Genomic DNA, 23,690 nt, shown 5'->3' on the forward strand with positions numbered 1-23,690 from the left:
GGGCGACGATCAGGCCGTATTCGATAGCCGTGGCGCCGGATTCATCCTTGGCGAAGCGAGTCATGAACTTGGTCATTGCTTGATCTCCTATCAGCAAGTTGGCGGTAGAGGGATCAAGCCGCTTGGCCTGTCTGCCCCCGAAAACAAGGCCACCCTAGGCCGGCGCGTTTAATGGCCAGTAAACAAGCGAATACTCTCGAATTTTTTCTATGGTTTACTTGAGTTTACTATTAGCTTCCGTTAACCATGACGCTGAAATCGGCCTCCGAGTCCTTATAGATTCACAGGCGCGCGTGGACGGCGGAATTTCAGTCTTTGTTGACCATTCCGTCGGAGTCTGCGGCATCCGCAGACAAGGTCCGTTTTCGCCATGCGTCGTCCCCTGGCCCTATTCGCCGCGCTCGCGGTCCTGACCACCGGCGGCGTCGCCGTGGCCCAGGGCGTGCCGGTCCGTATCGACCAGACGTCACGAGTTACGCTGTCGGCCCCCGCCAGGGATGTGTTCATCGGCAACCCGTCGGTAGCCGATGTCACGATCATCGACGGTCGCAATCTGCTGATCCTGGGCAAGTCCTACGGCGTGACCAATCTGGTCGTGCTGGACGCACGGGGCCGGACCATCCTGGACCGCCAGATCGTCGTCGCGGCCGCGGATGATGGCCGGGTTTCTTTCTACCGTGGTCCGGACGTCTACAACTACTCCTGTTCACCCCGCTGCGAGCGCACCCCGATGCCGGGCGAGCGAGACTCAGGCTCGGGCGTCTACAGCCAATGGGCGCCGCCCTACACGTCCTATACTGACCGCGCCGCGGCGGCGGCCAGCGCCGCGAAGGCCGCCGCGCCCCAGTAGCCGGTCCAGTAAACCGTCGGTTAGGGACGGGCTGCTAGTCTTCGGGCTTCCGAAGGAAAGGCGTCCCGGACGATGGCCAAAACGGCCCACAGCGCGAAGTCACTGCTTGGCCGCTTTCGTCGCAACCGCGACGGGGCGACGGCGGTCGAGTTCGCCATCGTCGCCACGCCCTTTCTGGCGCTGATCTTCGGCATTCTCGATCTGGGTCTGGTGTTTCTGGTCTCCACGACCCTCGAGAACGCCGTCGACGAAGCGTCGCGCACCATTCGCACCGGCGAACTGCAGACCGCCGGCGGCACCGCGTCTACGTTCAAGACTGCCGTCTGCACCGAGATGAGTTGGCTGGGCCCGGACTGTTCGTCGGCCGTCCATGTCGATGTCCGCACCTTTCCGAAATTCTCCGACGTGACCTTCACCGACCCCACCACGAACGGGGCTTTCGACGACAGCAAGACGGCCTTCACCCCCGGCGGGTCGGAGGCCATCGTCCTCGTTCGCGTCTACTATGAATGGTCGGTGATGGCGCCGCTGATGACCCCCGGCCTGAAGAACCTGTCCAACGGCAAGCGGATGATTTCGGCCACTTCGACCTTCCGCACGGAGCCCTACGCGTCATGATGCGCTTTCTGGCCAGACTGCGGCGTGACAATCGCGGCGTGTCCGCCGTCGAATTCGCGCTGATCGCGCCGGCGATGATCGCCAGCTATTTCGGCATGGCGGAGATCTCCCAGGCCCTGCTCGCCGAACGCAAGGCGGCGCACGCGGCCTCCGCCGTCGGGGACCTTGTGACCCAGTCCTCCAGCGTCAGCAGCGCCGACATCACTGACATCTTCGGCATCGCCGCGACGATCATGAGCCCCTATTCGACGGCCTCGCTGAAGATGCGGGTGAGCAGCCTGACGGCCGATTCCGGCGGAACGCCGAAGGTCGACTGGAGCAGCGGTTCGGGCCTGACGGCGCTGACGGTCGGCGCGACGGTCACGGGCGTCCCGACAGGCGTCGTCTCAGCCGGCCAGAGCGTGGTGATGTCCGAGGTGACCTACACCTATGACTCGCCGGTCGATGTGGTCATGCCCAACGCGGTCACGTTTACCCGCAAATTCTATCTGCGGCCCCGCAAGTCGGACAAGGTCGCCAAGACTAGCTGACCGGGCCAAGGGCTTCGGCCAACTCGGCCACCAGCCCGTGCTCGCCGAGCCCGACGCCATCCAGACGAGTGACCGGCCGGATGCCGATCAGGCTGCTGGTCAGGAAGATGGCCTGGACCGACTCCAGCATGGCGCGCGGCGCCTGGACCTCCTCCACCCTGGCCAGCGCCATCACCTGTCGGCGCATGACGCCGTCAAGCACGCCGCAGTCGCGATGCGGCGTGAACAGACGGCCGTCTCGCACCCAGAAGATGTTGGCGGCGGCAGCGCAGGCGACCTCGCCGCGATTGTTCAGCAGCAGCGCCTCGGCCGGCGCAGCGGCGGCGCGGGCGAGGACGTTGTCGAGGTAGGACAGGGTCTTCAGTCGCGACGCCGGCGACCCCTCGTTGCGGCGAACGTCGCTGGTCGCCAGCACAAGCGGTCCTTCCGGGCGCGGCGCGGGGGCGACCGTTGCGAAGATGTGCGGCTCCGGTGTCGTCGGACGCTCAAGACCGCGCCCGCCGGACCCTGCCGTCATGGTCAGCCGGACCGCGGCCCGATCGCCGTTCAGACCAGCGTTGTCGAGCACGTCCTGGCATAGCGCGCGGGCGTCCTCGATGTGCGGCGCCGGAAGGCCCAGCGCCATGCAGCCCCGCTGCATCCGCTCGATATGCGCCTCGAACAGGATCAGCTCGCCATTCCGGGCAAGGATGGTCTCGAAAAGGCCGTCGCCGAGCAGCAGCCCGCGATCATCAAACGGCATCATGGCGGGGGTCCTTCAGGGCGCGCAGCAACGCCGCGATCTTGGTTTCGGTTTCCAGGCGTTCGGCGCGCGGATCACTGTCGGCGACGATGCCGGCCCCGGCGCGGGCTTCATAGCGCCAGCCGTCCGCGTCCTCTACCAGGCCCACCGTTCGGATGAGGACGCTGGAATCGAAAGCCCCGTCGAACCCGGCCCACAACAGCGCTCCGCAGTAGGGGCCGCGCGGCGGTTCCAGCCTGGCGATCGTCTTCATCGCCTGGACCTTGGGCGCGCCGGTCACCGAGCCGGGCGGAAAGGCGGCGGCGAGCAGGTCGATCGCCGTCAGCCCGGGCGCCAGCCGGCCCCGCACGGTCGAGACCAGATGGTGGACGTTGACGAAGCTCTCGACCCGAAACAGCTCCGGCGTGCTCACCGCGCCCGGCGAACAGACCCGCGACAGGTCGTTGCGCATAAGGTCTACGATCATCAGGTTTTCGGCCCGGTCTTTGTCGCTGGCCAGCAGCTCGGCGGACAAGGCCGCATCCAGATCCGCCGTCGCGCCGCGGGGTCGGGTGCCCTTGATGGGCCGGGTCTCGACCGTCAGATCGTCGCCGGCCGAGACGCTGACGAACCGCTCCGGGGAATTCGACACCACGGCCCGATCCGGCAGGCGGAGATAGCCGGCGAAGGGCGCGGCGCTTTGCGCGACGAGCCGGGCCAGCAGGTCGAACGGGATCGCGCCAGGCGTCAGGCGGCCGGCCCAGCGGCGGGCGATATTGGCCTGGAAATACTCTCCGTCGTGGATGCGGCCGATCACCTCGGCGACGGCCGCTTCGTAGGCCTCGGCGGGCGTCACGTCCTCCGCGCCGGCGACCAGGGCCGCACCTGAGGCGATCCTCGCCGGCGCGTCCAGCCAGCCGGCCGCGACTGCCGCGTCGCCTGCGTCAGCGCCTATGGCCAGCACCCGACGCGTCTGGTGATCGAAGGCCAGCAGCCGGCTGAACCGGCCCACGGCAAGGTCGGGCCAGGCCTCCAGGCGCGCCAGGCGTAAAGGCTCGATCCGGTCGGCCAGTTCATAGCAAGCCAGTCCGGCCAGACCGCCCTGGAACGGCGGCCCGTCCGGATGACTCGGCTTCCGTGGACCCAACAGCGTCGTCATGGCCGAGAACGGATCGGCCGGATCGCCCGCCCTCAGGGTCAGGGTCGCGTCGGGATCCCGCAGCACATAGGACCAGCGCGCCCGCTCACCCGCGCCGCCGGACAGGAAGGCGCAGGTCCACGGATCGTCGGCGAAGGCCGACAGCACCGCTTCCGGGGCCCTCCAGGGCCGCTCCAGGATCGTCGCCGCGCGCATGAGGGGCCAGATAGCCCCCCGCGTCGTCGTCGCAAAGGTCAGACGCTCTGTTTGCCGCCGCCCCTGACGAACATCATGCCGGCAAGGCCGAGCGCCAGCAGACCGGCGATCGGGATGAAGCCGCCCGTCTGGCTGTTGGTCAGGGTGGTGAAGAGGCCGACCAGAAGCGAACCGATCCAGACGGTCAGGCTGCCCGACAGGGCATACATGCCGAAGAAGGCCGGCAGCTTCTCGGGCGGCACGAGGCGCGTCAGCAAGGTCCGGCTGGAGGCGTATTGCGCGGTGACGAACACGGCCACGCCAAAGCCGATCGCCAGGTAGATGACCTCGGGCAGGCTGGTGAACATCGGACCCTTCCAGATCGGCGCATGGGCCGAGGCGTCGTAGGGCCAGAAATAGAGGATCCTGTCGCGGCGCATGCCCAGCCAGGCGACCAGGCAGATCAGCGAGCCGGCGATCTCCATCCGCACCGCGTTGCGCGGTCCGAACAGGGTGTCGAACACCGCGCCGCAGAGACCGCCGATGACCGCGAACACGCTCAGCAGGATGCCGTAGGCCAGCATCTCGAGGATATGCCACTGCATGACGCCGGCCGTGTAGATGCCCGAGAAGATCAGCAGGGCGGTCATGCCGTCGTTGAACAGCATCCGCGCGCCCAGATAGATCACCGCGTCACGTTCGGTGACCAGCACGCCGAGCACCTCGCGCAGCTTCGCCGGTCCCTGGACCGTCGCCCGGATCAGGGACCAGGCCACGCCGCCGATGTGCGTCGCGGACTGTTTGAGGGCATCGATGAAGCTCGTGCCGGTATTCTTTGCGTCCCTTGAAAACAGGAACAGCGGGATCGACAGCAGCACCATCAGGACAGCCGCGATCGGCGCGACGATCCGCTCGGTCTCCGACTGGCTGGGATCAAGCCCGAACAACGGATGCGCCGGCACCAGCGGCCAGCCTGCGACCGCCGGGCTGCCGGGCAGCGCGAACGCCAGCAGACAGAAGGTCAGGGTGATGACGGAGAAGAAGTTGCCCGCCGACAGCGCCAGGCCCGAGGCCTGCGGCGCATGGCGCTGGCCGGCAGCGTTGATCAGCATCGAATTGTGCACGACCTCGCAGTAGGCGAACAGCACGCCGATGATGCCGAACAGCCAGAGGCCGGCCATCACCGGCAGGCCCGCGCCGGCAGGCCTGGCGAACCACAGGGCGAAGATCAGGGGCGCCATGCAGGCGACCAGCACCATCATCAGACGCTTGCGCGAGCCGTACCGGTCGATCGCCGCCCCGAGGATCGGCGCCGTGAAGGCGATGAGGATGCTGTTGAGGGTGCTGACCGTGGCGATCATCGCCTGGCCCTTGACCGGATCGCCGACCACCTTGCCCGTGAAGTAGGGGGCGAAGATGTAGATGGTGATCAGGATGACATAGGGATCCCGGCCGCCCTGGAAGATCGACCAGCTCCAGCCGCTGAGAGAGAGACGTCCGGCCGCCGGGGCGGGCGAGGCCGGGGCGCTCGCGGGCTCGATTCCGTCGGGGAGCACCTCGCCCAGAACGGTCAGATCGTGGTCAGCGTGACCCGGCGCGGCGTCGTGCATGCGGCTATCGTCCTGCCCTGATGAGAGAGGCCGTCGTGCCGCGGCCTTGTCTCAACGGTGGACGTCAAACGCGCGTTTGTCACGGGGCGCCGCCACGGCAGCCCGCCGAATTTCCGGCGCTAGTCCAGAATGCGGTGGGCGATGGCCGCCCGCCGCGCGGCGTCGATACCCAGAACGTCTTCGAGATAGGCGTCCAGCGTGCCGTGCTGTTCGTGGATCGCGGCGAAGGCGGTTTCCAGATAGTGAGCCTCGACGCCGAGCGCGGTGATCGCCGCCTCCTGGGTCGGGCGGCGTCCGGTCATTTCCTCGACCACCGCCGCGAACTGGGGCGCGCGACGCTCAAACCGTTCGGCGTCATTGGTCAGCAGGAAGTCATGGAGAATGTCGTCCTCGTGCACCCCGGCCAGGTGATGGGTCAGGGCCGCCAGGATGCCCGTGCGATCCTTGCCGGCCGCGCAGTGGATCAGCACCGCGCCGTCAATCTCCGAAAGGGCATGGAAATAGCGGCTGTAGAGGTCGACGTGGCGATCGACGAACGGCGCCTCGCGGTAGTAGCCGACCATGTAGTCGGTGAAGGCCTGTGGGCTCAGGTCGGAGTTGCGGATGAACACATGCCAGGGATCTTCCTCGGCATGGCCCATGTCGTTCTGGATCACCAGGCCGTCAAAGCCCTCCCAGCGGCGGCTCGGGCTGCGCTCGCGCTCATTGGGCCGGCGAAGGTCGACGATGACCGAAAGACCCAGTGCGCGCATGGCCTCCAGGTCGGCCTCGGTGGCTTCTGACTGGTGGGCGGCGCGATACAGCACGCCGCGCTTCAGGCGGCGACCCCCGACGGGATAGTCGCCGAAATCACGGAAGTTCTCGATGGCGTCAAAGGCGATCTTGCGGGTCATTGCGCTGTCCTAACGAAGCGCGATGACGATGGCGAGACGTTCCGCGCCTTACGGTTCTTTCACTTGCTCCCCGCGCCGCGCGCCGCCATGACTTTCAGCGGGGCGAACCGAGCGCAAGTTTCATTCACCGGGGGGTGGGCCGCATCATGCTGATTATCGAGAACCTGACGCACGTCTATCCGAACGGAACGGTCGCGCTCGACGAGGTCAACCTCACCGTCGAGAAGGGCATGTTCGGCCTGCTGGGCCCGAACGGCGCCGGCAAGTCGACCCTGATGCGCACGGTCGCGACCCTGCAGGCGCCGACCTCCGGCCATGTGCGATTCGGCGGCATCGATGTGCTCAAGGATCCGGAACTGCTCCGTCGCACCCTCGGCTATCTGCCCCAGGACTTCGGCGTCTATCCCCGCGTCAGCGCCTACGACATGCTCGACCATATGGCCGTGCTGAAAGGCATCTCCAGCGCGAAGGATCGCAAGGAGACCGTCGAAACCCTGCTCAACCAGACCAACCTCTGGACTGTGCGCAAGAAGGCCATCGCCGGTTTCTCCGGCGGCATGCGTCAGCGTTTCGGCATCGCCCAGGCCCTGATCGGCGACCCCTCGCTGATCATCGTCGACGAGCCGACCGCCGGCCTCGACCCCGAAGAGCGCAACCGCTTCCTCAACCTGCTGGCCGAGATCGGCGAGAACGTGGTGGTGATCCTCTCGACCCATATCGTCGAGGACGTGTCGGACCTCTGCCCGGCCATGGCGATCATCTGCGACGGCCGTATCGTCGGTCAGGGTGCGCCGAGCGACCTGGTCGCCGGCCTGAAGGGCCACATCTGGAAAAAGGTCATCGACAAGGCCGAGCTCGAAGCCCACCGCGCCCGTTATCGCGTGATCTCCACCCGCCTGTTCGCCGGCCGCACGGTGATCCACATCATCGCCGACAGTGACCCGGGCGACGGCTTCACGGCGGTGCAGGGGGATCTGGAGGACGTCTACTTCTCCACCCTCTCGCAGCACCGCAAGGCCGCCTGAGCGAGGGCCCCGACATGTTCGGCAAGATCGCGGGCTTCGAGTTTCGCTACCAGTTGCGCAATCCGGTGTTCTGGGTCGCGGCGGGCATCTTCTTCCTGCTGACCTTCGGCGCGGTGACGATCGAACAGATCCGCATCGGTGGCGGAGGCGGGGGCATGCACAAGAACGCCCCGTTCATGATCGCGACGATGCACCTCATCCTCTCGATCTTCTACATGTTCGTGACGACGGCGTTCGTCGCCAACATCGTGGTCCGGGATGACGAGACCGGCTTCGGTTCGATCCTGCGCTCCACGCGGATTTCAAAGTTCGACTACCTGTATGGACGGTTCACCGGGGCTTTCTCGGCGGTCTGCCTGTCGTTCCTGGCCGTGCCGGCGGCGATTGCGGTGGGCTCCTTCATGCCGTGGGTCGACAGGGAGACGCTCGGCCCGCTGACGCTGCAGCCCTTTGTCTTCTCCTATTTCGTGCTCGCCCTGCCGGCCCTGTTGCTGACGTCCTCGATGTTCTTCGCCCTGGCGACGGTCACGCGTTCGCTGATGTGGACCTACGTCGGCGTGATCGCCCTGCTGATCCTCTGGACGGTCGCCGGCATCGCGCTCGAAAAGCCCGAGTTCGAAAAGACCGCCGCCCTCTGGGAGCCCTTTGGCACCGGGGCGTTCGGTCTGGCGACCAAGTACTGGACGGTAGCCGACCGCAATACCCTGACGCCCGCCTTCACGGGCCTGCTGCTCTTCAACCGGCTGTTCGCGGTCAGCCTGTCCGCCCTGTTCCTCGCGCTCGCTTCCGTCCTGTTCCGGTTCCAGTCGGGCGCGCCGTCCGGCAAGAAGTCGCAAAAGGCGCTTAAAGACGTCGTGGTGGTGGACGTCCCGCCCCGGCCGCTCACCGCGTTGCCGAAAGCCCGCTTCGACGCCGCCGCCGCCTGGGCCCAGCTGATCGCCCGCACCCGCCTCGACATGGGCCAGGTGTTCGGCAGTCCGGCCTACCTCGTCCTGCTGGCCATGGGCCTGTTCAACTCCATCGGCGCCCTGTGGTTCACCACGGACGAGACGGGCTATGGCGGCCAGATCTGGCCCGTCACGCGGGCGCTGATCCCGCCCCTGCTCGGATCGTTCAGCCTCATCCCGATGATCATCGCGGTCTACTACGCCGGCGAACTGGTCTGGCGCGAGCGGGAGCGCAAGACGCACGAAATCGTCGATTCCACGCCTGTGCCGGACTGGGCGTTCGTTGGCCCCAAGACCCTCGCGATTTCGCTGGTGCTGCTCTCGACGCTGGTCGTCAGCGTTCTGGCCGCGATCATCATCCAGACCATCAAGGGCTATACCCACTACCAGATCGACGCCTGGCTCTTCTGGTATGTCCTGCCGCAGGCCGTGGACTGGCTCCTGCTGGCCGTCCTGGCGGTCTTCCTGCAGACGCTGGCGCCGCACAAGTTCGTCGGCTGGGGGCTGATGGTGATCTATCTGATCACCACCATCACCTTCAACAACCTCGGCTTCGAGCATAATCTCTACAACTACGGCGGCGCGCCCGGCGTGCCCCTGTCAGACATGAACGGTCAGGGCCAGTTCTGGATCGGCGCGACCTGGTTCCGGGTCTACTGGTCCGCGTTCGCTGTCCTGCTGACCGTGCTCAGCTATGCGCTGTGGCGTCGCGGCACAGAGAGCCGCCTGTGGCCGCGCCTGGTCCGTCTCCCACGCCGTCTGACCGGCAAGGCGGGCGCGACCTTCGCCGTCGCCCTCGCCGCCTTCGCAGCCACCGGCGTGTTCATCTACGTCAACACCAACGTCTGGAACGAGTACCGGACGACAATCGACGGTGAGAAGTGGCAGGCCGACTATGAAAAGGCCCTGCTGCGCTACGAGCACCTGCCGCGACCGCGCATCGTCTCGATGAAGCTGGATGTGGACCTCTATCCGCACCAGCCCCGGGTCACGACGTGGGGCTCCTACGTCGTCGAAAATCGCACCACGGCGCCGCTGAAGGAAATCCACGTCCTGTTCGACCGGGATCTGGTGGTCAAGGCGCTGTCGATCCAGGGCGCGCGTCCCAAGAAGACCTTCGAGCGCTTCAACTACCGCATCTTCGCGCTCGACACGCCGATGCTGCCAGGCGAGCGGCGGGTGATCACCTTCACCACCGAACGGTCCCAGCGCGGGTTCAAGAACCGGGGCAACGAGACCCGCATCGTCGACAACGGCACCTTCATCAACAACGGCGACATCGCGCCGGCTCTGGGCATGGAGCGTCAGGGCCTGCTCGTGGACCGCGCCAAGCGCCGCAAGTACGGCCTGCCGCCCGAGTTGCGCATGCCCAAACTCGGCGACCCCGCGTCGATGCAGTCCAACTACATCCGGCACGACGCGGACTGGGTGACGGCCGACATCACCGTGACGACAGAGGCTGACCAGACGCCGATCGCGCCGGGCTACAAGGTCGCCGATACCGTGAAGGGAGGCCGTCGCACGGCCCGCTTCGTCACCGAGGCGCCGGTGCTGCCGTTCTTCTCCGTGCAATCGGCCCGCTACGCCGTGAGCCAGGAGACCTACAAGGGCATCGATCTGGCGGTTTATTACGACGCACAGCACCCCTGGAACATCGCGCGGATGAAGACGGGGATGAAGGCGTCCCTGGACTACTTCCAGGCCAATTTCAGCCCCTACCAGTTCCGTCAGGTGCGGTTCCTCGAGTTCCCGGCCTACGCCGACTTCGCCCAGTCGTTCGCCAACACCATCCCCTGGTCAGAGAACCTGTTCTTCATCGCCGACTATCGGGACGCCTCGAAGATCGACATGGTCACCTACATCGGGGCCCACGAGATCGGCCACCAATGGTGGGCGCACCAGATCATCGGCGCGGACCAGCAGGGCTCGACGGTGCTGTCGGAGACCCTCGCCCAGTACTCGGCGCTGATGGTCATGAAGCACATGTACGGCGAGGACCAGATCCGCAAGTTCCTCAAGTTCGAGCTGGATCGCTACCTGCGCTCGCGCGGCGGCGAACTGGTCGAGGAGCTGCCGCTCTACAAGGTCGAGAACCAGCCCTACATCCACTACCGCAAGGGCTCGCTGGTCATGTACCGGCTGCAGCGGGAGATCGGCGAGGACGCAGTCAACCGCGCCCTGCGCAATCTGCTGGCGAAGTTCGCCTTCAAGGGCGCGCCCTATCCGACTTCGCTGGATCTGGTCGCGGCGCTGCGCGCCGAAGCGCCGGCCGACAAGCAGGGCCTGATCACCGACCTGTTCGAGAAGATCACCCTCTACGATCTCAAGACGAAGGCGATGACGGTCACGAAGCGCAAGGACGGTCGCTATGACGTCGTGCTGACGGTCGAGGCGAAGAAGCTTTACGCCGACGGCAAGGGTAGGGAGACGCCCGCGTCGATGGACGAGGTGCTGGACGTGGGCCTGTTCACGGCCATGCCGGGCGACAAGGGCTTCGATTCCAGCAAGGTCGTCACCTTGGTGACCCGTCCGATCCACACGGGGACCCAGACCTTGACCTTCACGGTCGGCAAGGCGCCGAAGTACGGCGGCGTCGACCCCTACAACTACCTGATCGACCGCAACTCGGACGACAATGTGCTGAAGGCGGGCGGGTAGCGGCTGTCGCTGCCCGCCCGGTCTTCGGGTCTACTTCAGCGCGTCGCGCAGGGCCTTGGCCTTGTCGAGGTGCTGCTGAACCACCGGCGCGGTGGCCATGGCGGCCGCCTTCAGGCTGGCGTTGTCGCCGTCCTGGGCATAGCGGGTCATCAGGTCCAGCGCGGCCTGGTGACCGTCGACCTGGGCGTCCATGTACTTCTTGTCGAAGTCCTCGGGCTTGGCCTCACGCAGGTCAGCCAGGGCGTCGATCCTGTCCTGCGGCAGCGCCGTCGGAGGCGTGAGCGTCAGGCCGGAATTGGCGATGGCGTCACCCAGGCCCCTGGTGGTCTTCGTGTGAACGTCGATCATCATCTGGGCGAAGGCCTTCACGTCAGGGTTCTTCGTGCGTTCAAGCGCGATCTTGCTCGACTCGATTTCGAACATGTCGCCTGTCGCGGCCTTGGCCACGAAGTCAGGGGCGCCGGCTTCGTCCGCCGGGGTCGGGATGGTGGCGGCGGGATTGGCGTCCGGGGCGCCCATCGCGGCTTCGTCGGGCTTCTTGTTGCAGGCGCCGAGGGTCAGGGCGAGCGCCGCGGCGCCGGCCAAAAGGATCGTACGGTTCATGTCGGGTTACTCCACACGTTGACAAGGCCTGCCGACGCCCCCAAGCGGGCCGGGTGATGACCAAACCTCACGGGGCCGTGATGAGTTCCGACCAAAAGACAAAAACCGCCGGTCCGCTCGACGGTCTTACCGTGATCGAGATGGGAACCCTGATCGCCGGACCCTTCTGCGGCCAGATCCTCGGCGACTTCGGCGCCCAGGTGATCAAGATCGAGGACCCGAAGGCGGGGGATCCGATGCGCCAGTGGGGCCGCAGCCTGCCCAAGGGCCATTCGCCCTGGTGGCCGGTGATCGGGCGAAACAAGAATTCCGTGACGCTGAATCTGCGGACCGCCGAGGGCCAGGCCATCGCTCGCAAGCTGATCGGCGGGGCCGATGTGCTGGTCGAGAACTTCCGCCCCGGCGCGCTGGAGAAGTGGGGCCTCGGCTACGACAGCCTGTCAGCCGACAATCCGGGCCTGGTCATGGCCCGCGTTTCCGGTTTCGGCCAGACCGGGCCCTATGCGTCCCGCGCGGGCTACGCGCTGATCGGCGAGGCCATGGGCGGCCTGCGCTACATTACCGGCGAACCTGACCGCGCGCCGGCCCGCGCTGGCATTTCGGTGGGCGACAGTCTGGCCGGCCTCCACGCCGCGCTTGGAACGATGATGGCGCTCCACGCCCGCCACCGCAGCGGCAAGGGCCAGATCGTCGACGCGGCGATCTACGAAAGCGTGCTGTCGGTGATGGAGAACCTGATCACCGAATACGGTCTGACCGGCTATATCCGGGAACGGTCAGGGTCGGTTCTTCCGGGCATCGCCCCCTCCAACGCCTATCCGACCCGGGATGGCGCGCTGGTGGTCATCGGAGCCAACCAGGACACGCTGTTCAAGCGGCTGTGCGAGGCCATGGGCCGTCCCGAACTGTCGGAGGATCCGCGCTACGCCGGCCACGCCGCCCGCGGCGAGAACCAGACGGAGCTGGACGGACTGATCGGCGCCTGGACGGCCACGCTCGACGCGGACGCCCTGCTGGCCCTGATGGAAACCAAGGGTGTCGCGGCCGGCCGGGTCTACCGCGCGCCGGACATGCTGGCCGATCCTCAGTTCGTCGCCCGTGAGGCCATCGTCGAGGTCGAGCACCCGGTGTTCGGCGATGTGAAGATGCAGAACGCCTTCCCCAAACTCAGCGAGACGCCGGGCGGCGTGCGCTGGCCAGGTCCGGGGCTGGGGGAACACACCGACGCGATCCTGGTGGAACGGGCCGGGCTGACCACCGGCGAGCTTGCCGACCTGCGACGTCGCGGCATCGTCTAGCCGCGGCTTACCGCCTCGGCCAGGGCGTTGACGATCTGATGCACATTGTAGGGTTTGCGCACGACCGGGACGTCGAAGCCTTCCGGAGCCCCCCGCTCGCCATAGCCGGTGGCGAACACGAACGGCGTGCCGCGAGCCCGCAGCGCTTCGGCCAGGGGCGCTACGGATTCCCCGTTGAGGTTGGCGTCGAGCACGGCGGCGTCGATCGGCAGGTCGAGCATGGCCATCGCCTCGCCAAGCTCCGCGGCGCAGCCGACGATCACGGCACCGGCCTCGACCAGCCCGGCTTCGAGCTCCATGGCCAGCAACACGGCGTCCTCAACGATCAAAAGGCGAAGGCCATCGACACCGACGTCGCCCGGTCCGTTGTGGCCATGCGATGCGCCCGTCCAGGGGGGCGCGGCGGCCTCGGCCACTGCCGGTTCATCAATGGCGGCCGCGATCGCCCGCGGGTCGGCGCGCAGCCAGGCGCGGACGCCATCGGGATAGTATTCGACCCTCCCCTCGCCGCCCAGTTCACGGCCGGTGATGGTGTCCAGCAGGGTCGATCCGAAACCGCGCCGGGTCGGGGGCTTCACTGCCGGGCCGCCGCTTTCCAGCCAGTGCAAAAGGAATCCGCCTTCCGGCGGCGTCGTCCACGTCAATTCCACGCGACCCGTTTCGGCCGACAGGGAGCCGTACTTCACCGCGTTGGTCGCGAGTTCGTGCAGCGCCAGCGACACGGCGTTGGCGGCGCGTGGGGTGAGCACCAGATCAGGGCCCTCCCAACGCGCCTGGCCGGGGGCCAGCCCGCCCAACTCCGCCGCCGCGATATGCGCCAGGCTCGCGCCGCGCCAGCGGGTGGCGGTCAGCAGCTCATGGGCCGAGGCCATGGCCTTCAGCCGTCCCGTGAACGCCGCCAGAAATCCCTCATTCGAGTCGGTGCGCCGGGCCGACTGGGCGGCCAGCGCCTGAACCGCCGCCAGGACGTTCTTTACCCGGTGATCCATTTCCGAGAGGAGCGTTTCGCGGTGCTCCTCTTCGGTCTTTCTGTCCGTGATATCGCGAACGACGCCGATCACCTGCCGGGGCGCGCCGGCCGGGTCCGTGACGACGACGCCCGAGCCCTGCATCCAGCGCAGCCGACCGTCGTCAGGCCTGATTACCCGGTACTCGGCCTGATAACGGCCCTGCTGGCGCAGGCCGCTGTCGACCTCTTTCCGCAGGCGCCCGGCGTCATCGGGATGGACGAAGCGGAACGAGACGCCGCCGCCCTCGGCTTTGGAAGACGTCGCGACAAGGCCGGTAATGGCCTTCATTCGCTCGCTGACGAAGACCCGGTCCTCGACGATGTCCCATTCAAATTCGCCCAGGCCGGCGGCGTCGAGCGCCAGTTCGACGCGACGCTGATCCAGACGCGCCTTGCGCTCGGCTTCAATGGTCCTGGCATCATGCACCAGCATCTCGCTGGCCAGCGCCGCCAGGTCCTCGAGCGCCAGCTGCTCCGCCTCGGTGTGCGGCGCGTGGGCTTCCGGGTCGCCGACTGACAGGACGCCGACGGCCTCCCCGCCGGGCGCGATGATCGGCGCGCCGGCATAGAACCGGACATCGACCTGCAGGAGCGCCTGGCGGTTGGCCGCGAAGCGGGAATCCCGGGTGATATCCTCGCTGAAAATCGTGCGCGGATCGCGGACCATCAAATCCGCCAGCGACCCCGCGCGGGGGTATTCCCGGGCCAGGACGCCAACCCGCGCCTTGTGCCAGATGCGATCCTCGTCGACGAGCACGATGGCCGCCCGCGGCGCGCGCAGGACCAGCGCGGCCGTCCGCGCGATCCTGTCGAACCGGCTGTCCGTTCCGCTATCGAGCGCATGCAGCGCGCGTAGCGCTTTCAGCCTTGCGGCTTCAATGGTAGCTGGGGCCTGTGAGGCGGCGTCGTCCATGTCACACCATAACGAGTAAGTTCCCGCTGTGCGACAAGCGAGAATTCGTGGCGCCGTGGCCCTTGTGGCGTTAGGATGGAACCCGATCTCGCGGGATCGCGTTCCGGCTCGGTCCCCCGCCAGGAGGGCCGCCGGCTTTCGGTGCGCCCGCGATCACGGAGCCTGACATGCCCATCAATGCCAAATCGCCCGCCGTCGCCGAAGCCGACCAGGCCAAGGCCGACCTGAAGGCCGCCGCGAAGCACGCCGAACGCAGCCTCATCGAGGCGACCGATCATGCCCGTGAGCGCCTGACGGAAGCGGCTCACCGCACCGAGACGGCGGTGCGGGAAGGTATGGAGACCCTGCGCGCGCAGAGCCGCGCCTACACCGATACGGCCACTGCCCAGTTCGACGAGGCCCAGCGCTATGTCGTCGAAAAGGTCAAGGAACGCCCGGTCACGGCCGCCCTCGCCGGCGTCGGGATCGGTGTCCTGATCGGCCTTCTCCTCTCCGGCAGAAGCAACCGCCGCTGATGATGGAACGGACGCTGATGGCCGTAGCGGCCGCCGCCGCTATCGCCGCCGCCGCGGCCGCCGGCGTCTTTTCAGCCTTTTTCGCCCTCTTTGCCTTTGTCCAACCGTACGTCGGCACTGCCGGCGCGGCGGCGATCATCTCCGGCTGTTCCGCCCTGATCGTGGCACTCGCGGGCTTCATGGTCGCCCGGAAGGCGGAGGGAGATCGCAAGGTGGAAGCCGCTGCGGCGCCGGACGCTTCGGTCGTGGAGATGATCCTGGGCCTTGTTCGGGATCGGCCCCTGATGTCGGCCGGCGCAGCCGTGGCGGCCGGCATCTACGCCCTGCGGAACCCGCAACTTGTCGCCGCCGTCGTCCGGGCCTTCATGGAAAAGCCGGACCGGAACTGACGCCGGTCCCGGGCGCTTCTCTCCCGACCCTGTCCGGAGAGCGCCATGTTCATCCTTCCCGATCTGCCCTACCGCGCCGATGCGCTATCGCCCGTAATCTCGGCGGAGACGCTGCGCTTTCACCATGGCAAGCACCACAAGGCCTACGTCGACGCCCTCAACACCCTGATCGATGAGGCGGGCTCGGCCCCGGCCAGTCTCGAAGCGGTGGTCCTGGACGCCGCCGGCGACGCGTCGGCCGCCAAGCTGTTCAACAATGCCGCCCAGGCCTGGAATCACGGCTTCTTCTGGGAGGCCATGCGGGGCGACCCTGTTTCCGTCCCCGACGATCTGGCCGCGGCGATCGATACGGCGTTTGGCGAACTGGCTGGCCTGAAGACGGCTTTCGTGAAAGCCGGCGCCGAACATTTCGGCTCGGGCTGGGTCTGGCTCGTCGCAGAAGGCGACCGGCTGAAGGTCATCACGACCCATGACGCGGGCAACCCGCTGACCCTGGGAGCAGTGGTTCCCCTGACGGTCTGCGATCTCTGGGAGCACGCCTACTACCTCGACCACCAGAATGACCGGAAGGGCTTCCTCGAGGCCTGGTTCGACGGCCTGTTGAACTGGGACCTCGCCGGCCGACAGTTCGACGCCGCGCGAGGTCGCGGCCCGGCATGGACTTACCCGGCGCCGGAAGATCGGGCCGGAACGCTGCGACGCGCCGAGCGTTGAGAGACCAAGGGCCATCCGGCTCAAGAGAACTCAAACGGAGGCAAGCAACATGTTGCAGTGGGCGCTGATTTTTCTGGTCGTGGCGTTGATCGCCGCCGTTCTCGGCTTTGGCGGACTTGCCGGCACGGCCATCGGGATCGCCAAGATCCTGTTCTTTGTCTTCCTGGTCCTGTTCCTGGTCTCGGCGGTCATGCACATGATGCGGGGCCGCGCGCCCTAGAGCGCGACGTCCATCCGAACACAAAGGCGGCGGCGGGAGCGATCCCGCCGCTGTTCTTGTTTTGATTCAGAGGGCGTGCGGCCGGCGGTTGATGGACCAGGTCCGCCAGGGTTCGAAATGCGACCCGGTCCAGCCCAGGGCCGTCACGCGCACGATATCAGCCTCGACCTCGATACAGTTGAACCCGATCGGCGACCCACGCTCCCGGACAGACAGGGTGCTGGCGCCGACGGCCCAGGTATGTCCGTCGCCGCCCGGGTAGGGCAGGGCGAACGGCGCATGCACATGGCCGGTCAGAACCAGATCGATGCGCGCGTTCGACAGGGCCAGCGCGGCGTCATGCCCGCCATGAACCTGACCGCTCATCGGTCCGCCGATCATTTCCACCAGCGGGTGATGGCAGGCGACGATCTTCAGGGCCCCGGCCGGCGCGGGCGCCAGCGCGCGGATGGCGCCGGTGACCTGGCGATCCGAAATGGCGCCCTTTGACCAGTTGGTCCTCAGCTGAACGCCCCGCGCCGTATTGATCCGGGCGATCGCCAGATCCTCGCGCTGAAGCACGGTCTCGGTCAGCGGACCGAAATGGCGCTCATACCGCTCCCAGGGCGCGAAGAGCCGGCGTGCGACGTCGAAGTAGGGCGTGTCGTGGTTGCCCGGCACAACGAAGGACTCGACGGCCAGACTGTTGATCCAGGCGCCGGCCGCCGCGAACTCGCGCTCCTCGCCCTCCCGGGTCACGTCTCCGGTGATGACGGCCAGATCCGGCCGGTGCTCGGCGATCCAGGCCGCGGTTCCGGCGACCGCCTCCCGGTGTTCGCCGCCGAAATGGATGTCGGACAGATGGACCAGGCGCAACGTCACGAGGCAGTCTCCGCCGGTTCTCGCGGCACGAGGGCGCGGAAGGCGAGGGGGCGGAAACGGAAGTCGACCACCGGCCCCAGCTCCCGCGGCTCGCCGTCGAGCACCGCGGGGATATGCCCGTGAGCCCAGGCGCGGCCGGCGCGGACGCGCGCGACCATCACCTTTTCGTCGGACCGCCAGTCGCCGAGCGCCGCATGGAACCCGAGCCTGAAGATATCGAGCGCGTTCGCGGGATCGATGGCCGCCGCTTCAAGATAGCCCTCGTCGTCCGCCATGGCCTTCGAGACCAGCGGACACATCAGGGCCAGGGCTTCAGCCTTGCCCCGGGGGCGACCGCCGAGCGTGAACCGCAGGCGGCCCGAGAAGGCCCGCTTCACGGCCCTCTGCGCGCGGCGCCAGGCCTGTTTCAGATCGCCTTCCCGAGCGGCTTCGCGGGCTTCGGCCCACAAGGCCGGCGAGCCGAGGATCGCGGCGACATAGAAGGCGTGGCCGTCGATCTCGCCGCCGGACACCCGCTTCTCCTCGCCATCCGACAGAATGGCGGCCAGCGCCGTCTTCCAGTCGCGACCGCCGTAAAGGGCGTTCGGAAGCATGTTCATCGTGCCGCCGGGCAGAGGCGCGACCAGCGGGCCCTTGGGCCCGGCCATCTCGGCCCCGGCGCGCGCGGTGCCGTCTCCGGCGACGATGATCAGGACGTCGGGGTCGGTGTCCAGCGCCGCCCGGAGGCAGGCCTCAAGCCCGGTCTCGTCCGGCGCGGTCACCACGCCGGCGACGCCGTGCTCGGCGAGAATTCGCTCGGCCTCGGCGACAGCGTCCGGCCCCGCACTGCCCGAGGCGGGGTTGACCACGATGGCCACGCGCCCGAGCCGCTGGCCCTCTTTTCTGGATGTCACGCCTGGTCGTCTCCGCGCCCCGTCCGCGCTCTAACGGTCGCCCGCGCCGTGCGGTTCCACAAGAGGAACTCCGGCCGTCTTCAGACGTTGCCCCTTCGCCGGGGGATGGCCGGAACGACGAGGAGTTTCCCGATGTACAAGACCATGATCGCCCTGGCAGGCGCGGGCTTGCTCATGGCCGCCTGCACGACGACCGGAAATGTCGAACGCAATGCCGTGGGCGGCGCGGCGCTGGGCGCCATTGCGGGCGCGGTGATCGGCAACAACACCGGAAGCGGCGACGCCGGGACCGGCGCGGCCATCGGCGCCGCGGTCGGCGGCACGGCGGGCGCCATCAAGGGCTGCCGCGAAGACGGCGGCTGCGGTGCGGCCGCGCCCAACAAACGCCAGTACTATGACGAGGCCGCCGGTCGGTACTACTATTACGACAAGGCGTCGGGCCGGTACTTCTGGGAAGACGGCCGGCCGCGGACTTGATGATTTGAGCGCTCGATGAGGGGCGTTGGCGGGCGGTTGGCTACAGGGTCGACCGCCCTTTTCTTGGGCTGAGGGCAACAGATGAACACGATATCCAGACTCACCGTGCTCGGTGCGGCGGCGTTGATGCTGAGCGGTTGCGGCACGATGGCGGGTTTCCGACGGGCTAGCGCGCCGAACCTGTGCCAGGACCGAACGGTCTCGATCTATTTCGAGCGGGGATCCGCGAGCATCACGCGCGAGGCGCAGGCCGTGCTCAAGGGCGCGGGCGATATGACGCGTGGCTGTGTGCTCGGACAGGTCGATGTCACGGGCCTGGCGGACGCCGTCGGCGATCCGGCCGCCAATCTGGTCCTGTCGGGCAAGCGGGCCGACGCGGTGCGCAGCGCCGTTGTCCGGCTGGGCTTCAAGACGGTGAACTTCAATGTGGGCGCTGTCGGAGAACAGGGGGCCGTCACGATGGGGGGCGCCGACAGGCCGTTGCGCCGTCGCACCGACGTCACCTTCCACCTCAGCCGGCCCTGAACCTGAAAATGCAACAGGCGGATCGTGAGATCCGCCTGTTGGAAGTCTGTTCGTCGAGACAAAGGGTGCGGAGGCGGCAGGCTGGTTTTCACCAGCCTCAAGTCGGGGGGGGCGTCGCCGCCTCCGCAATATACAAACGTCCCTCCTCCCAAATCCGTTCCAACCTGCCCGAAAAAAGTTCGAACTTTTTTTCAAGCCACGCGCGAACCGGAACAACGCCTTGCCGGGAAACGTTTCCGACCTGACACGACGCTCAGGAGGCGTATTCCGATGGCCATCTTTCGCAGATTTTCCCGGGCTCGCGGCGCCGAGACACACATCGACGCCACGGACGCTCGCCAGGGCCGCTGGGGCCGCTCCGCGTTCTGGATGCTGGTGGCTTCGACCGTTCTGGCCGTCGCCGTGCTGTTCGGCAGCTGGATGTTCCGCGCGGGGGATCTGGCCGCCGCTGACGCCAGCAGCACGCCAACGGCCGCTGAAACGCAGGCCGCTGGCGCGCCGGGCAGATGACGGGGTCAGGCCGCCTTGGCGGTCCGGCCGGGATGGAAGAACAGGGCCTGGCCGATCGCCGCCTTCACCGTCTCCGGCTGGAACGGCTTGGTGATCAGGAACGTCGGTTCGGGGCGCTCGCCGGTCAGCAGGCGCTCCGGGAAGGCGGTGATGAAGATCACCGGGACATCGAAGTGGCCGAGGATGTCCTTGACCGCATCAATACCCGACGAGCCGTCGGCCAGCTGAATGTCGGCCAGCACAAGACCGGGCGCCTTGCGGGCCACCGCTTCGACCGCTTCGGTGCGGGTCGCGGCAATGTCGATCACGGTGTGGCCTAGCTCGCGGACCAGCGCCTCTATGTCCGCCGCGATGACCGGTTCGTCCTCGATGATCAGGACGTCGGTGGCGAGTTCGGCGTCGATCTCGGTCTGGGCCTGCGCGATCAGCCGTTCGACATCGGGGAAGTCCGTGTCAAGGATCTGGGCGGCCTCGCTGGGCGTGAAGCCTTCGAGCGCGGTCAACAGGAAGGCCTGGCGCGAGCGGGGCGCGATGCGCATCAGCCGCTGGCTCGCATCGCCGCCGTCGGCCGGGGTGCGGTCTTCCAGCCGGGCGCCGGAGGTGCACCAGATGGCATGGAACACGTGATACAGCGCCACGCGCGGCGACAGGCGGCTATCGAGCGTCTGTTCGCCGGCGGCCAACGCTTCCAGGGCCACGCGAACGTACTGGTCGCCGGTGGATTGGCTGCCCGTAAGGGCCCGTGCATACCGGCGCATGTAGGGCAGATGCGGCGCCAGACGAGCAAGAAGACTCATAACCCCTCCCGTTTTCAGTTCGTTGTCCGGAGCACACGCCCTCGCCCGTGAGGACGGGGACGTGGCTCCCTCGGTCCGCTAACGCGCCGTCGCACTGATGGTTCCCATGCTATCGCGACTGGTTCATCATCGAGAACACTGTTTTCGGGAACCAGTTGCGGAGTCGGACGTTGAACGGCCGAAGTCAAAGTTCCAGGAGGGGGCGGGCCTCTCGCCGCGCCGACAGCATGATCGATCAGAGTCCCATGGATGAACAGCGTAAGGGAACGGCTCCGCTCGACGAAGCCCGCCTCCGGCAACGCGCCATCGGCGTGAAGCTGCGACAGATGTTCGATGAGGTGGTCAACGAACCTGTTCCCGACGAGTTTCTCGATATTCTGCGGCGCGCCGACAACAAGAGCGGTGAGGGCTGAGATGACAGCCGACACGGACGCTACGCGCCAGCCGCTCGAGGGCCCGGCCCGCGACAAGGTGTTTCAGCAGGAGCTGGTGAAGCTCATTCCCCATCTGCGCGCCTTTGCCCGCACCCTGACCGGCGACGCGACGCAGGCCGACGATCTGGCGCAGGACGCGATGATCAAGGCCTGGGACGCCCGCGCCAGCTTCCAGCTCGGGACCAACATGAAGGCCTGGACCTTCATGATCCTGCGCAACCAGTTCTACTCGGACAAGCGACGCTCCTGGCGTTCGACCCAGCTGGACCAGGAAGCCGCCGAACGCACGCTGGTCGCCATTGATGATCCTGGGTCCCCCCTGGCCCTTGATGAACTGCGACTGGCGATGGCCATGCTGCCGTATGAGCAGCGCGAGGCGCTGATCCTCGTCGGCGCCGGCGGTTTCGCCTACGAAGAGGCCGCAGACATCTGCGGCTGCGCGGTCGGCACGGTGAAGAGCCGCGTCAGTCGCGCCCGAAAGGCGCTGCAGGGCATTCTTGAGACCGGATCGTACGATCGAGACGGCCGCGAGGCCGGCGACGCCATGCGCTCGATCCTCGCTGATGCGGAGCGGTTGAGCGCGATCCGGTGAAGCTGTTCGACCGGTTGCGGTGGGGGGCCGCGACCACGATCAGGGTGCGTCTGGGCGTCGCCATGGCCGCGGCGCTGCTGCCGGTCCTGCTGCTGGGCGCCGGCCAGTCCCTGCTGGCGCTGCAGCGGGAGAATGCTGACCGCCAGGCGGTGCTGCAGTTCGCCGCCCAGCGCAGCGCCGCCACGGCGCGGGCGCGTATGGAGGCTGCCGGCGTTCTGCTTGAAACGCTTGGGCCCGGCGCCATCGGCATGGACTGTTCGCGTCGGCTGACCGACATCCGCCAGCGATTGCCGGGCTACGCCAACCTGATCCGCTTCGACCGCATCGGCCGGGTCGCCTGTTCGGCCGAAAGCGTTCCAGCGGACCCCGACCGGCGCAATCGCGACTGGTTCCGCAGGCTTGCGGCAGGCGAACGCACGGTGGTCACCCTGACGCCCGGCGCCGTCTACTCGAGCGCTCCAAGTCTGTTCGCCGTCACACGGGCCCAGGACGTCCAGTCCGGATTCAGCGTCCTGGCGGCGGTCATCCCCCTGTCGAGCCTCAGCCCGCAACTCGAGGAGCGATCGCTGCCGCCCGGCGCCCAGGTGGCCATTGTCGATCGTGACGGCGCCATGTTGTCGGTGACCGACCGGACGGCCTTCCCGCCCAACGTGAAAGACTGGATCGACCGCGTGGCGGGTCGGGGGAGTTATCTCGGCTACGGCCTCGACAGGCATCTGGTCCGCCGGGTCTATTCGGCGGCGCCCCTGGTCGGCGACAACCTCTATGTGGTTCTGTCCGCGCCGTCGGCGGGACTGTTCTCGACCTTCTGGCTGGACCCGCTGTCGGGCATCGTCTTCCCGCTGATTGGATTCATCGTCGCCCTGGTCGCCGTGTTCTTCGCCGCCGACCGTGTGGTGGGCCGCTGGATCGTCTATCTCCAGCGCGTCGCGGCCATCTATGCCCGGGGCCGGTTCACCGTCCGGCCGGTGCAGGTCGACCGCGCGCCGCCCGAGATCCGCGAGCTGGCCGGAACGCTCGACCACATGGCCGCGACCATCGTCGCCCGCGACGCCACGCTGCACGCGAACCTGGACGAGAAGGACGCGCTGCTGCGCGAGATCCATCACCGGGTGAAGAACAATCTCCAGGTCATCAGCTCCCTGCTGAGCATGCAGGAGCGGGCGCTGAGCGATTCCGCGGCGCGCGCGGCGATGAGTGACACGCGGCAGCGGATCACCGCCCTGGCGCTCATCTATCGCGCGCTCTACCAGGGGACCGATATCAAGCACGTCGATCTGAAGCCGTTCCTCGACGACCTGATCGGACAGCTGCTCGCCGGCGATGTCGGGGGTGGACACATCCGGACCGAGGTCCGCGCCGACCGGCTTGCGATAGACCCGGACAAGCTGGCGCCGCTTGCCCTGTTCGCTGTCGAGGCCGTGACCAACGCCCAGAAGCACGCACTGCGAAAAGGCGGCGGTGTCCTGACCGTCGACTTCCGTCTCCATGACGGCGAGGCCGAGCTGACGATCGCTGACGACGGCGGCGGCGACGTTGTCGCTTCGGTCGAGGCGGCGCGAACCGCCGGGGTCGGCCGCACCCTGATGACGGCCTTCGCCCGTCAGCTGCGCGGCAGGATGACCCTTGAGCCGAACACGATGGGAGGGCTCACCGCACGGCTGGTGTTTCCCATGCCGGAGGGGGCCGCCGCCGGAACCTGACGTGGGGCCGCGCGTTCTCATGGCGTGCAACAACCGCCCCGCCTTCCGGGGC

26 protein-coding genes are annotated in these 23,690 nt (G+C 67.4%); 16 read left to right on the plus strand and 10 right to left on the minus strand.

All coding sequences use genetic code 11. The annotated features are described in order from the left end of the window. The coding region (locus tag ACODSL_RS17720; protein WP_488902190.1) for a Flp family type IVb pilin at positions 1-76 on the minus strand (76 nt) is incomplete at its 3' end. Positions 77-370: 294 nt separating this feature from the next. Between ACODSL_RS17720 and ACODSL_RS17725 the strand changes: the two genes are divergently transcribed. From ACODSL_RS17725 to ACODSL_RS17735, 3 genes are all read left to right on the plus strand, one after another. Then, positions 371-850 (plus strand): pilus assembly protein N-terminal domain-containing protein, encoded by a 480-nt coding sequence (locus ACODSL_RS17725; protein WP_488902055.1) that lies wholly within the window; start codon positions 371-373, stop codon positions 848-850. A gap of 72 nt (positions 851-922) precedes the next feature. Continuing rightward, a complete protein-coding gene (locus ACODSL_RS17730; protein WP_488902056.1) occupies positions 923-1,468 on the plus strand; it encodes a TadE/TadG family type IV pilus assembly protein in 546 nt (181 codons plus the stop codon). Further along, on the plus strand, positions 1,465-1,998 hold the full coding sequence (locus ACODSL_RS17735) for a TadE/TadG family type IV pilus assembly protein (protein WP_488902057.1): 534 nt from the start codon (positions 1,465-1,467) through the stop codon (positions 1,996-1,998). Before ACODSL_RS17730 ends, ACODSL_RS17735 begins: the two co-directional genes overlap by 4 nt. Here the strand turns inward: ACODSL_RS17735 and ACODSL_RS17740 are convergent. The 4 genes from ACODSL_RS17740 to ACODSL_RS17755 all read right to left on the minus strand — a co-directional run bounded on the left by ACODSL_RS17740 (position 1,991) and on the right by ACODSL_RS17755 (position 6,555). Next, the gene (locus tag ACODSL_RS17740; RefSeq protein ID WP_488902058.1) at positions 1,991-2,743 is read right to left on the minus strand and encodes an aminotransferase class IV; all 753 of its coding nucleotides are present in this window, start codon (positions 2,741-2,743) and stop codon (positions 1,991-1,993) included. The genes ACODSL_RS17735 and ACODSL_RS17740 overlap by 8 nt on opposite strands. Then, positions 2,730-4,073 (minus strand): anthranilate synthase component I family protein, encoded by a 1,344-nt coding sequence (locus ACODSL_RS17745; protein ID WP_488902059.1) that lies wholly within the window; start codon positions 4,071-4,073, stop codon positions 2,730-2,732. Before ACODSL_RS17745 ends, ACODSL_RS17740 begins: the two co-directional genes overlap by 14 nt. A gap of 38 nt (positions 4,074-4,111) precedes the next feature. Next, positions 4,112-5,662, minus strand: coding sequence for an MFS transporter (locus tag ACODSL_RS17750; protein ID WP_488902060.1), 1,551 nt, complete (start codon positions 5,660-5,662; stop codon positions 4,112-4,114). 119 nt (positions 5,663-5,781) lie between these two features. After that, positions 5,782-6,555, minus strand: coding sequence for a tyrosine-protein phosphatase (locus ACODSL_RS17755; RefSeq protein ID WP_488902061.1), 774 nt, complete (start codon positions 6,553-6,555; stop codon positions 5,782-5,784). Between the two features lie 146 nt (positions 6,556-6,701). Here ACODSL_RS17755 and ACODSL_RS17760 point away from each other — a divergent pair, with 146 nt between their 5' ends. Continuing rightward, positions 6,702-7,580: an ABC transporter ATP-binding protein gene (locus ACODSL_RS17760; protein WP_488902062.1), complete on the plus strand. Its 879-nt coding sequence runs from the start codon at positions 6,702-6,704 to the stop codon at positions 7,578-7,580. Positions 7,581-7,594: 14 nt separating this feature from the next. Beyond that, entirely contained in the window at positions 7,595-11,185 is a 3,591-nt protein-coding gene (locus tag ACODSL_RS17765) for an ABC transporter permease/M1 family aminopeptidase (protein WP_488902063.1), read from the plus strand. Positions 11,186-11,215: 30 nt separating this feature from the next. Here the strand turns inward: ACODSL_RS17765 and ACODSL_RS17770 are convergent, their stop codons facing one another. Then, positions 11,216-11,788 (minus strand): DUF4142 domain-containing protein, encoded by a 573-nt coding sequence (locus ACODSL_RS17770; RefSeq protein ID WP_488902064.1) that lies wholly within the window; start codon positions 11,786-11,788, stop codon positions 11,216-11,218. A gap of 80 nt (positions 11,789-11,868) precedes the next feature. Here ACODSL_RS17770 and ACODSL_RS17775 point away from each other — a divergent pair, with 80 nt between their 5' ends. Then, positions 11,869-13,086: a CaiB/BaiF CoA transferase family protein gene (locus tag ACODSL_RS17775; protein WP_488902065.1), complete on the plus strand. Its 1,218-nt coding sequence runs from the start codon at positions 11,869-11,871 to the stop codon at positions 13,084-13,086. Here the strand turns inward: ACODSL_RS17775 and ACODSL_RS17780 are convergent. After that, positions 13,083-15,008 (minus strand): HWE histidine kinase domain-containing protein, encoded by a 1,926-nt coding sequence (locus tag ACODSL_RS17780; protein ID WP_488902066.1) that lies wholly within the window; start codon positions 15,006-15,008, stop codon positions 13,083-13,085. The genes ACODSL_RS17775 and ACODSL_RS17780 overlap by 4 nt on opposite strands. 167 nt (positions 15,009-15,175) lie before the next feature. On the opposite strand from ACODSL_RS17780, the gene ACODSL_RS17785 reads away from it, so the two are divergent. From ACODSL_RS17785 to ACODSL_RS17800, 4 genes are read left to right on the plus strand one after another with little or no spacing between them, the layout of a single operon-like run. Further along, positions 15,176-15,523, plus strand: a complete 348-nt coding sequence (locus tag ACODSL_RS17785) for a hypothetical protein (protein WP_488902067.1) — start codon at positions 15,176-15,178, stop codon at positions 15,521-15,523. 17 nt (positions 15,524-15,540) lie between these two features. Continuing rightward, entirely contained in the window at positions 15,541-15,912 is a 372-nt protein-coding gene (locus ACODSL_RS17790) for a hypothetical protein (protein ID WP_488902068.1), read from the plus strand. Positions 15,913-15,957: 45 nt separating this feature from the next. Then, a complete protein-coding gene (locus ACODSL_RS17795) occupies positions 15,958-16,626 on the plus strand; it encodes a superoxide dismutase (RefSeq protein WP_488902069.1) in 669 nt (222 codons plus the stop codon). A 49-nt stretch (positions 16,627-16,675) separates the two neighbouring features. Continuing rightward, positions 16,676-16,846 carry a DUF1328 domain-containing protein gene (locus tag ACODSL_RS17800; protein WP_488902070.1) on the plus strand — a complete coding sequence of 57 codons (171 nt, stop codon included), beginning with the start codon at positions 16,676-16,678 and terminating at the stop codon, positions 16,844-16,846. A 66-nt stretch (positions 16,847-16,912) separates the two neighbouring features. On the opposite strand, the gene ACODSL_RS17805 is transcribed toward ACODSL_RS17800, so the two are convergent. Together ACODSL_RS17805 and ACODSL_RS17810 are read right to left on the minus strand one after the other, a co-directional pair. Then, on the minus strand, positions 16,913-17,707 hold the full coding sequence (locus tag ACODSL_RS17805) for a metallophosphoesterase family protein (RefSeq protein ID WP_488902071.1): 795 nt from the start codon (positions 17,705-17,707) through the stop codon (positions 16,913-16,915). Next, positions 17,704-18,600, minus strand: a complete 897-nt coding sequence (locus ACODSL_RS17810) for a diacylglycerol/lipid kinase family protein (protein ID WP_488902072.1) — start codon at positions 18,598-18,600, stop codon at positions 17,704-17,706. Before ACODSL_RS17810 ends, ACODSL_RS17805 begins: the two co-directional genes overlap by 4 nt. 132 nt (positions 18,601-18,732) lie before the next feature. Here ACODSL_RS17810 and ACODSL_RS17815 point away from each other — a divergent pair, with 132 nt between their 5' ends. The 3 genes from ACODSL_RS17815 to ACODSL_RS17825 all read left to right on the plus strand — a co-directional run bounded on the left by ACODSL_RS17815 (position 18,733) and on the right by ACODSL_RS17825 (position 20,112). Next, positions 18,733-19,077 (plus strand): YMGG-like glycine zipper-containing protein, encoded by a 345-nt coding sequence (locus tag ACODSL_RS17815; RefSeq protein WP_488902073.1) that lies wholly within the window; start codon positions 18,733-18,735, stop codon positions 19,075-19,077. Positions 19,078-19,158: 81 nt separating this feature from the next. Further along, positions 19,159-19,602, plus strand: coding sequence for an OmpA family protein (locus ACODSL_RS17820; RefSeq protein ID WP_488902074.1), 444 nt, complete (start codon positions 19,159-19,161; stop codon positions 19,600-19,602). Positions 19,603-19,872: 270 nt separating this feature from the next. Beyond that, complete coding sequence (locus ACODSL_RS17825) at positions 19,873-20,112, plus strand: hypothetical protein (RefSeq protein WP_488902075.1); 240 nt, start codon at positions 19,873-19,875, stop codon at positions 20,110-20,112. Positions 20,113-20,117: 5 nt separating this feature from the next. Here the strand turns inward: ACODSL_RS17825 and phyR are convergent, their stop codons facing one another. Further along, a complete protein-coding gene (gene phyR, locus ACODSL_RS17830) occupies positions 20,118-20,909 on the minus strand; it encodes an anti-anti sigma factor/receiver protein PhyR (RefSeq protein WP_488902076.1) in 792 nt (263 codons plus the stop codon). 227 nt (positions 20,910-21,136) lie between these two features. Here phyR and nepR point away from each other — a divergent pair, with 227 nt between their 5' ends. From nepR to ACODSL_RS17845, 3 genes are read left to right on the plus strand one after another with little or no spacing between them, the layout of a single operon-like run. Further along, positions 21,137-21,322: an anti-sigma T factor NepR gene (gene nepR / locus ACODSL_RS17835; protein WP_488902077.1), complete on the plus strand. Its 186-nt coding sequence runs from the start codon at positions 21,137-21,139 to the stop codon at positions 21,320-21,322. Position 21,323: 1 nt separating this feature from the next. Further along, positions 21,324-21,935 carry a sigma-70 family RNA polymerase sigma factor gene (locus ACODSL_RS17840; protein WP_488902078.1) on the plus strand — a complete coding sequence of 204 codons (612 nt, stop codon included), beginning with the start codon at positions 21,324-21,326 and terminating at the stop codon, positions 21,933-21,935. Beyond that, complete coding sequence (locus ACODSL_RS17845; protein ID WP_488902079.1) at positions 21,932-23,638, plus strand: sensor histidine kinase; 1,707 nt, start codon at positions 21,932-21,934, stop codon at positions 23,636-23,638. Before ACODSL_RS17840 ends, ACODSL_RS17845 begins: the two co-directional genes overlap by 4 nt. The last annotated feature ends 52 nt before the right edge of the window (positions 23,639-23,690 follow it).

Source organism: Caulobacter sp. FG121 (genome assembly GCF_057809815.1).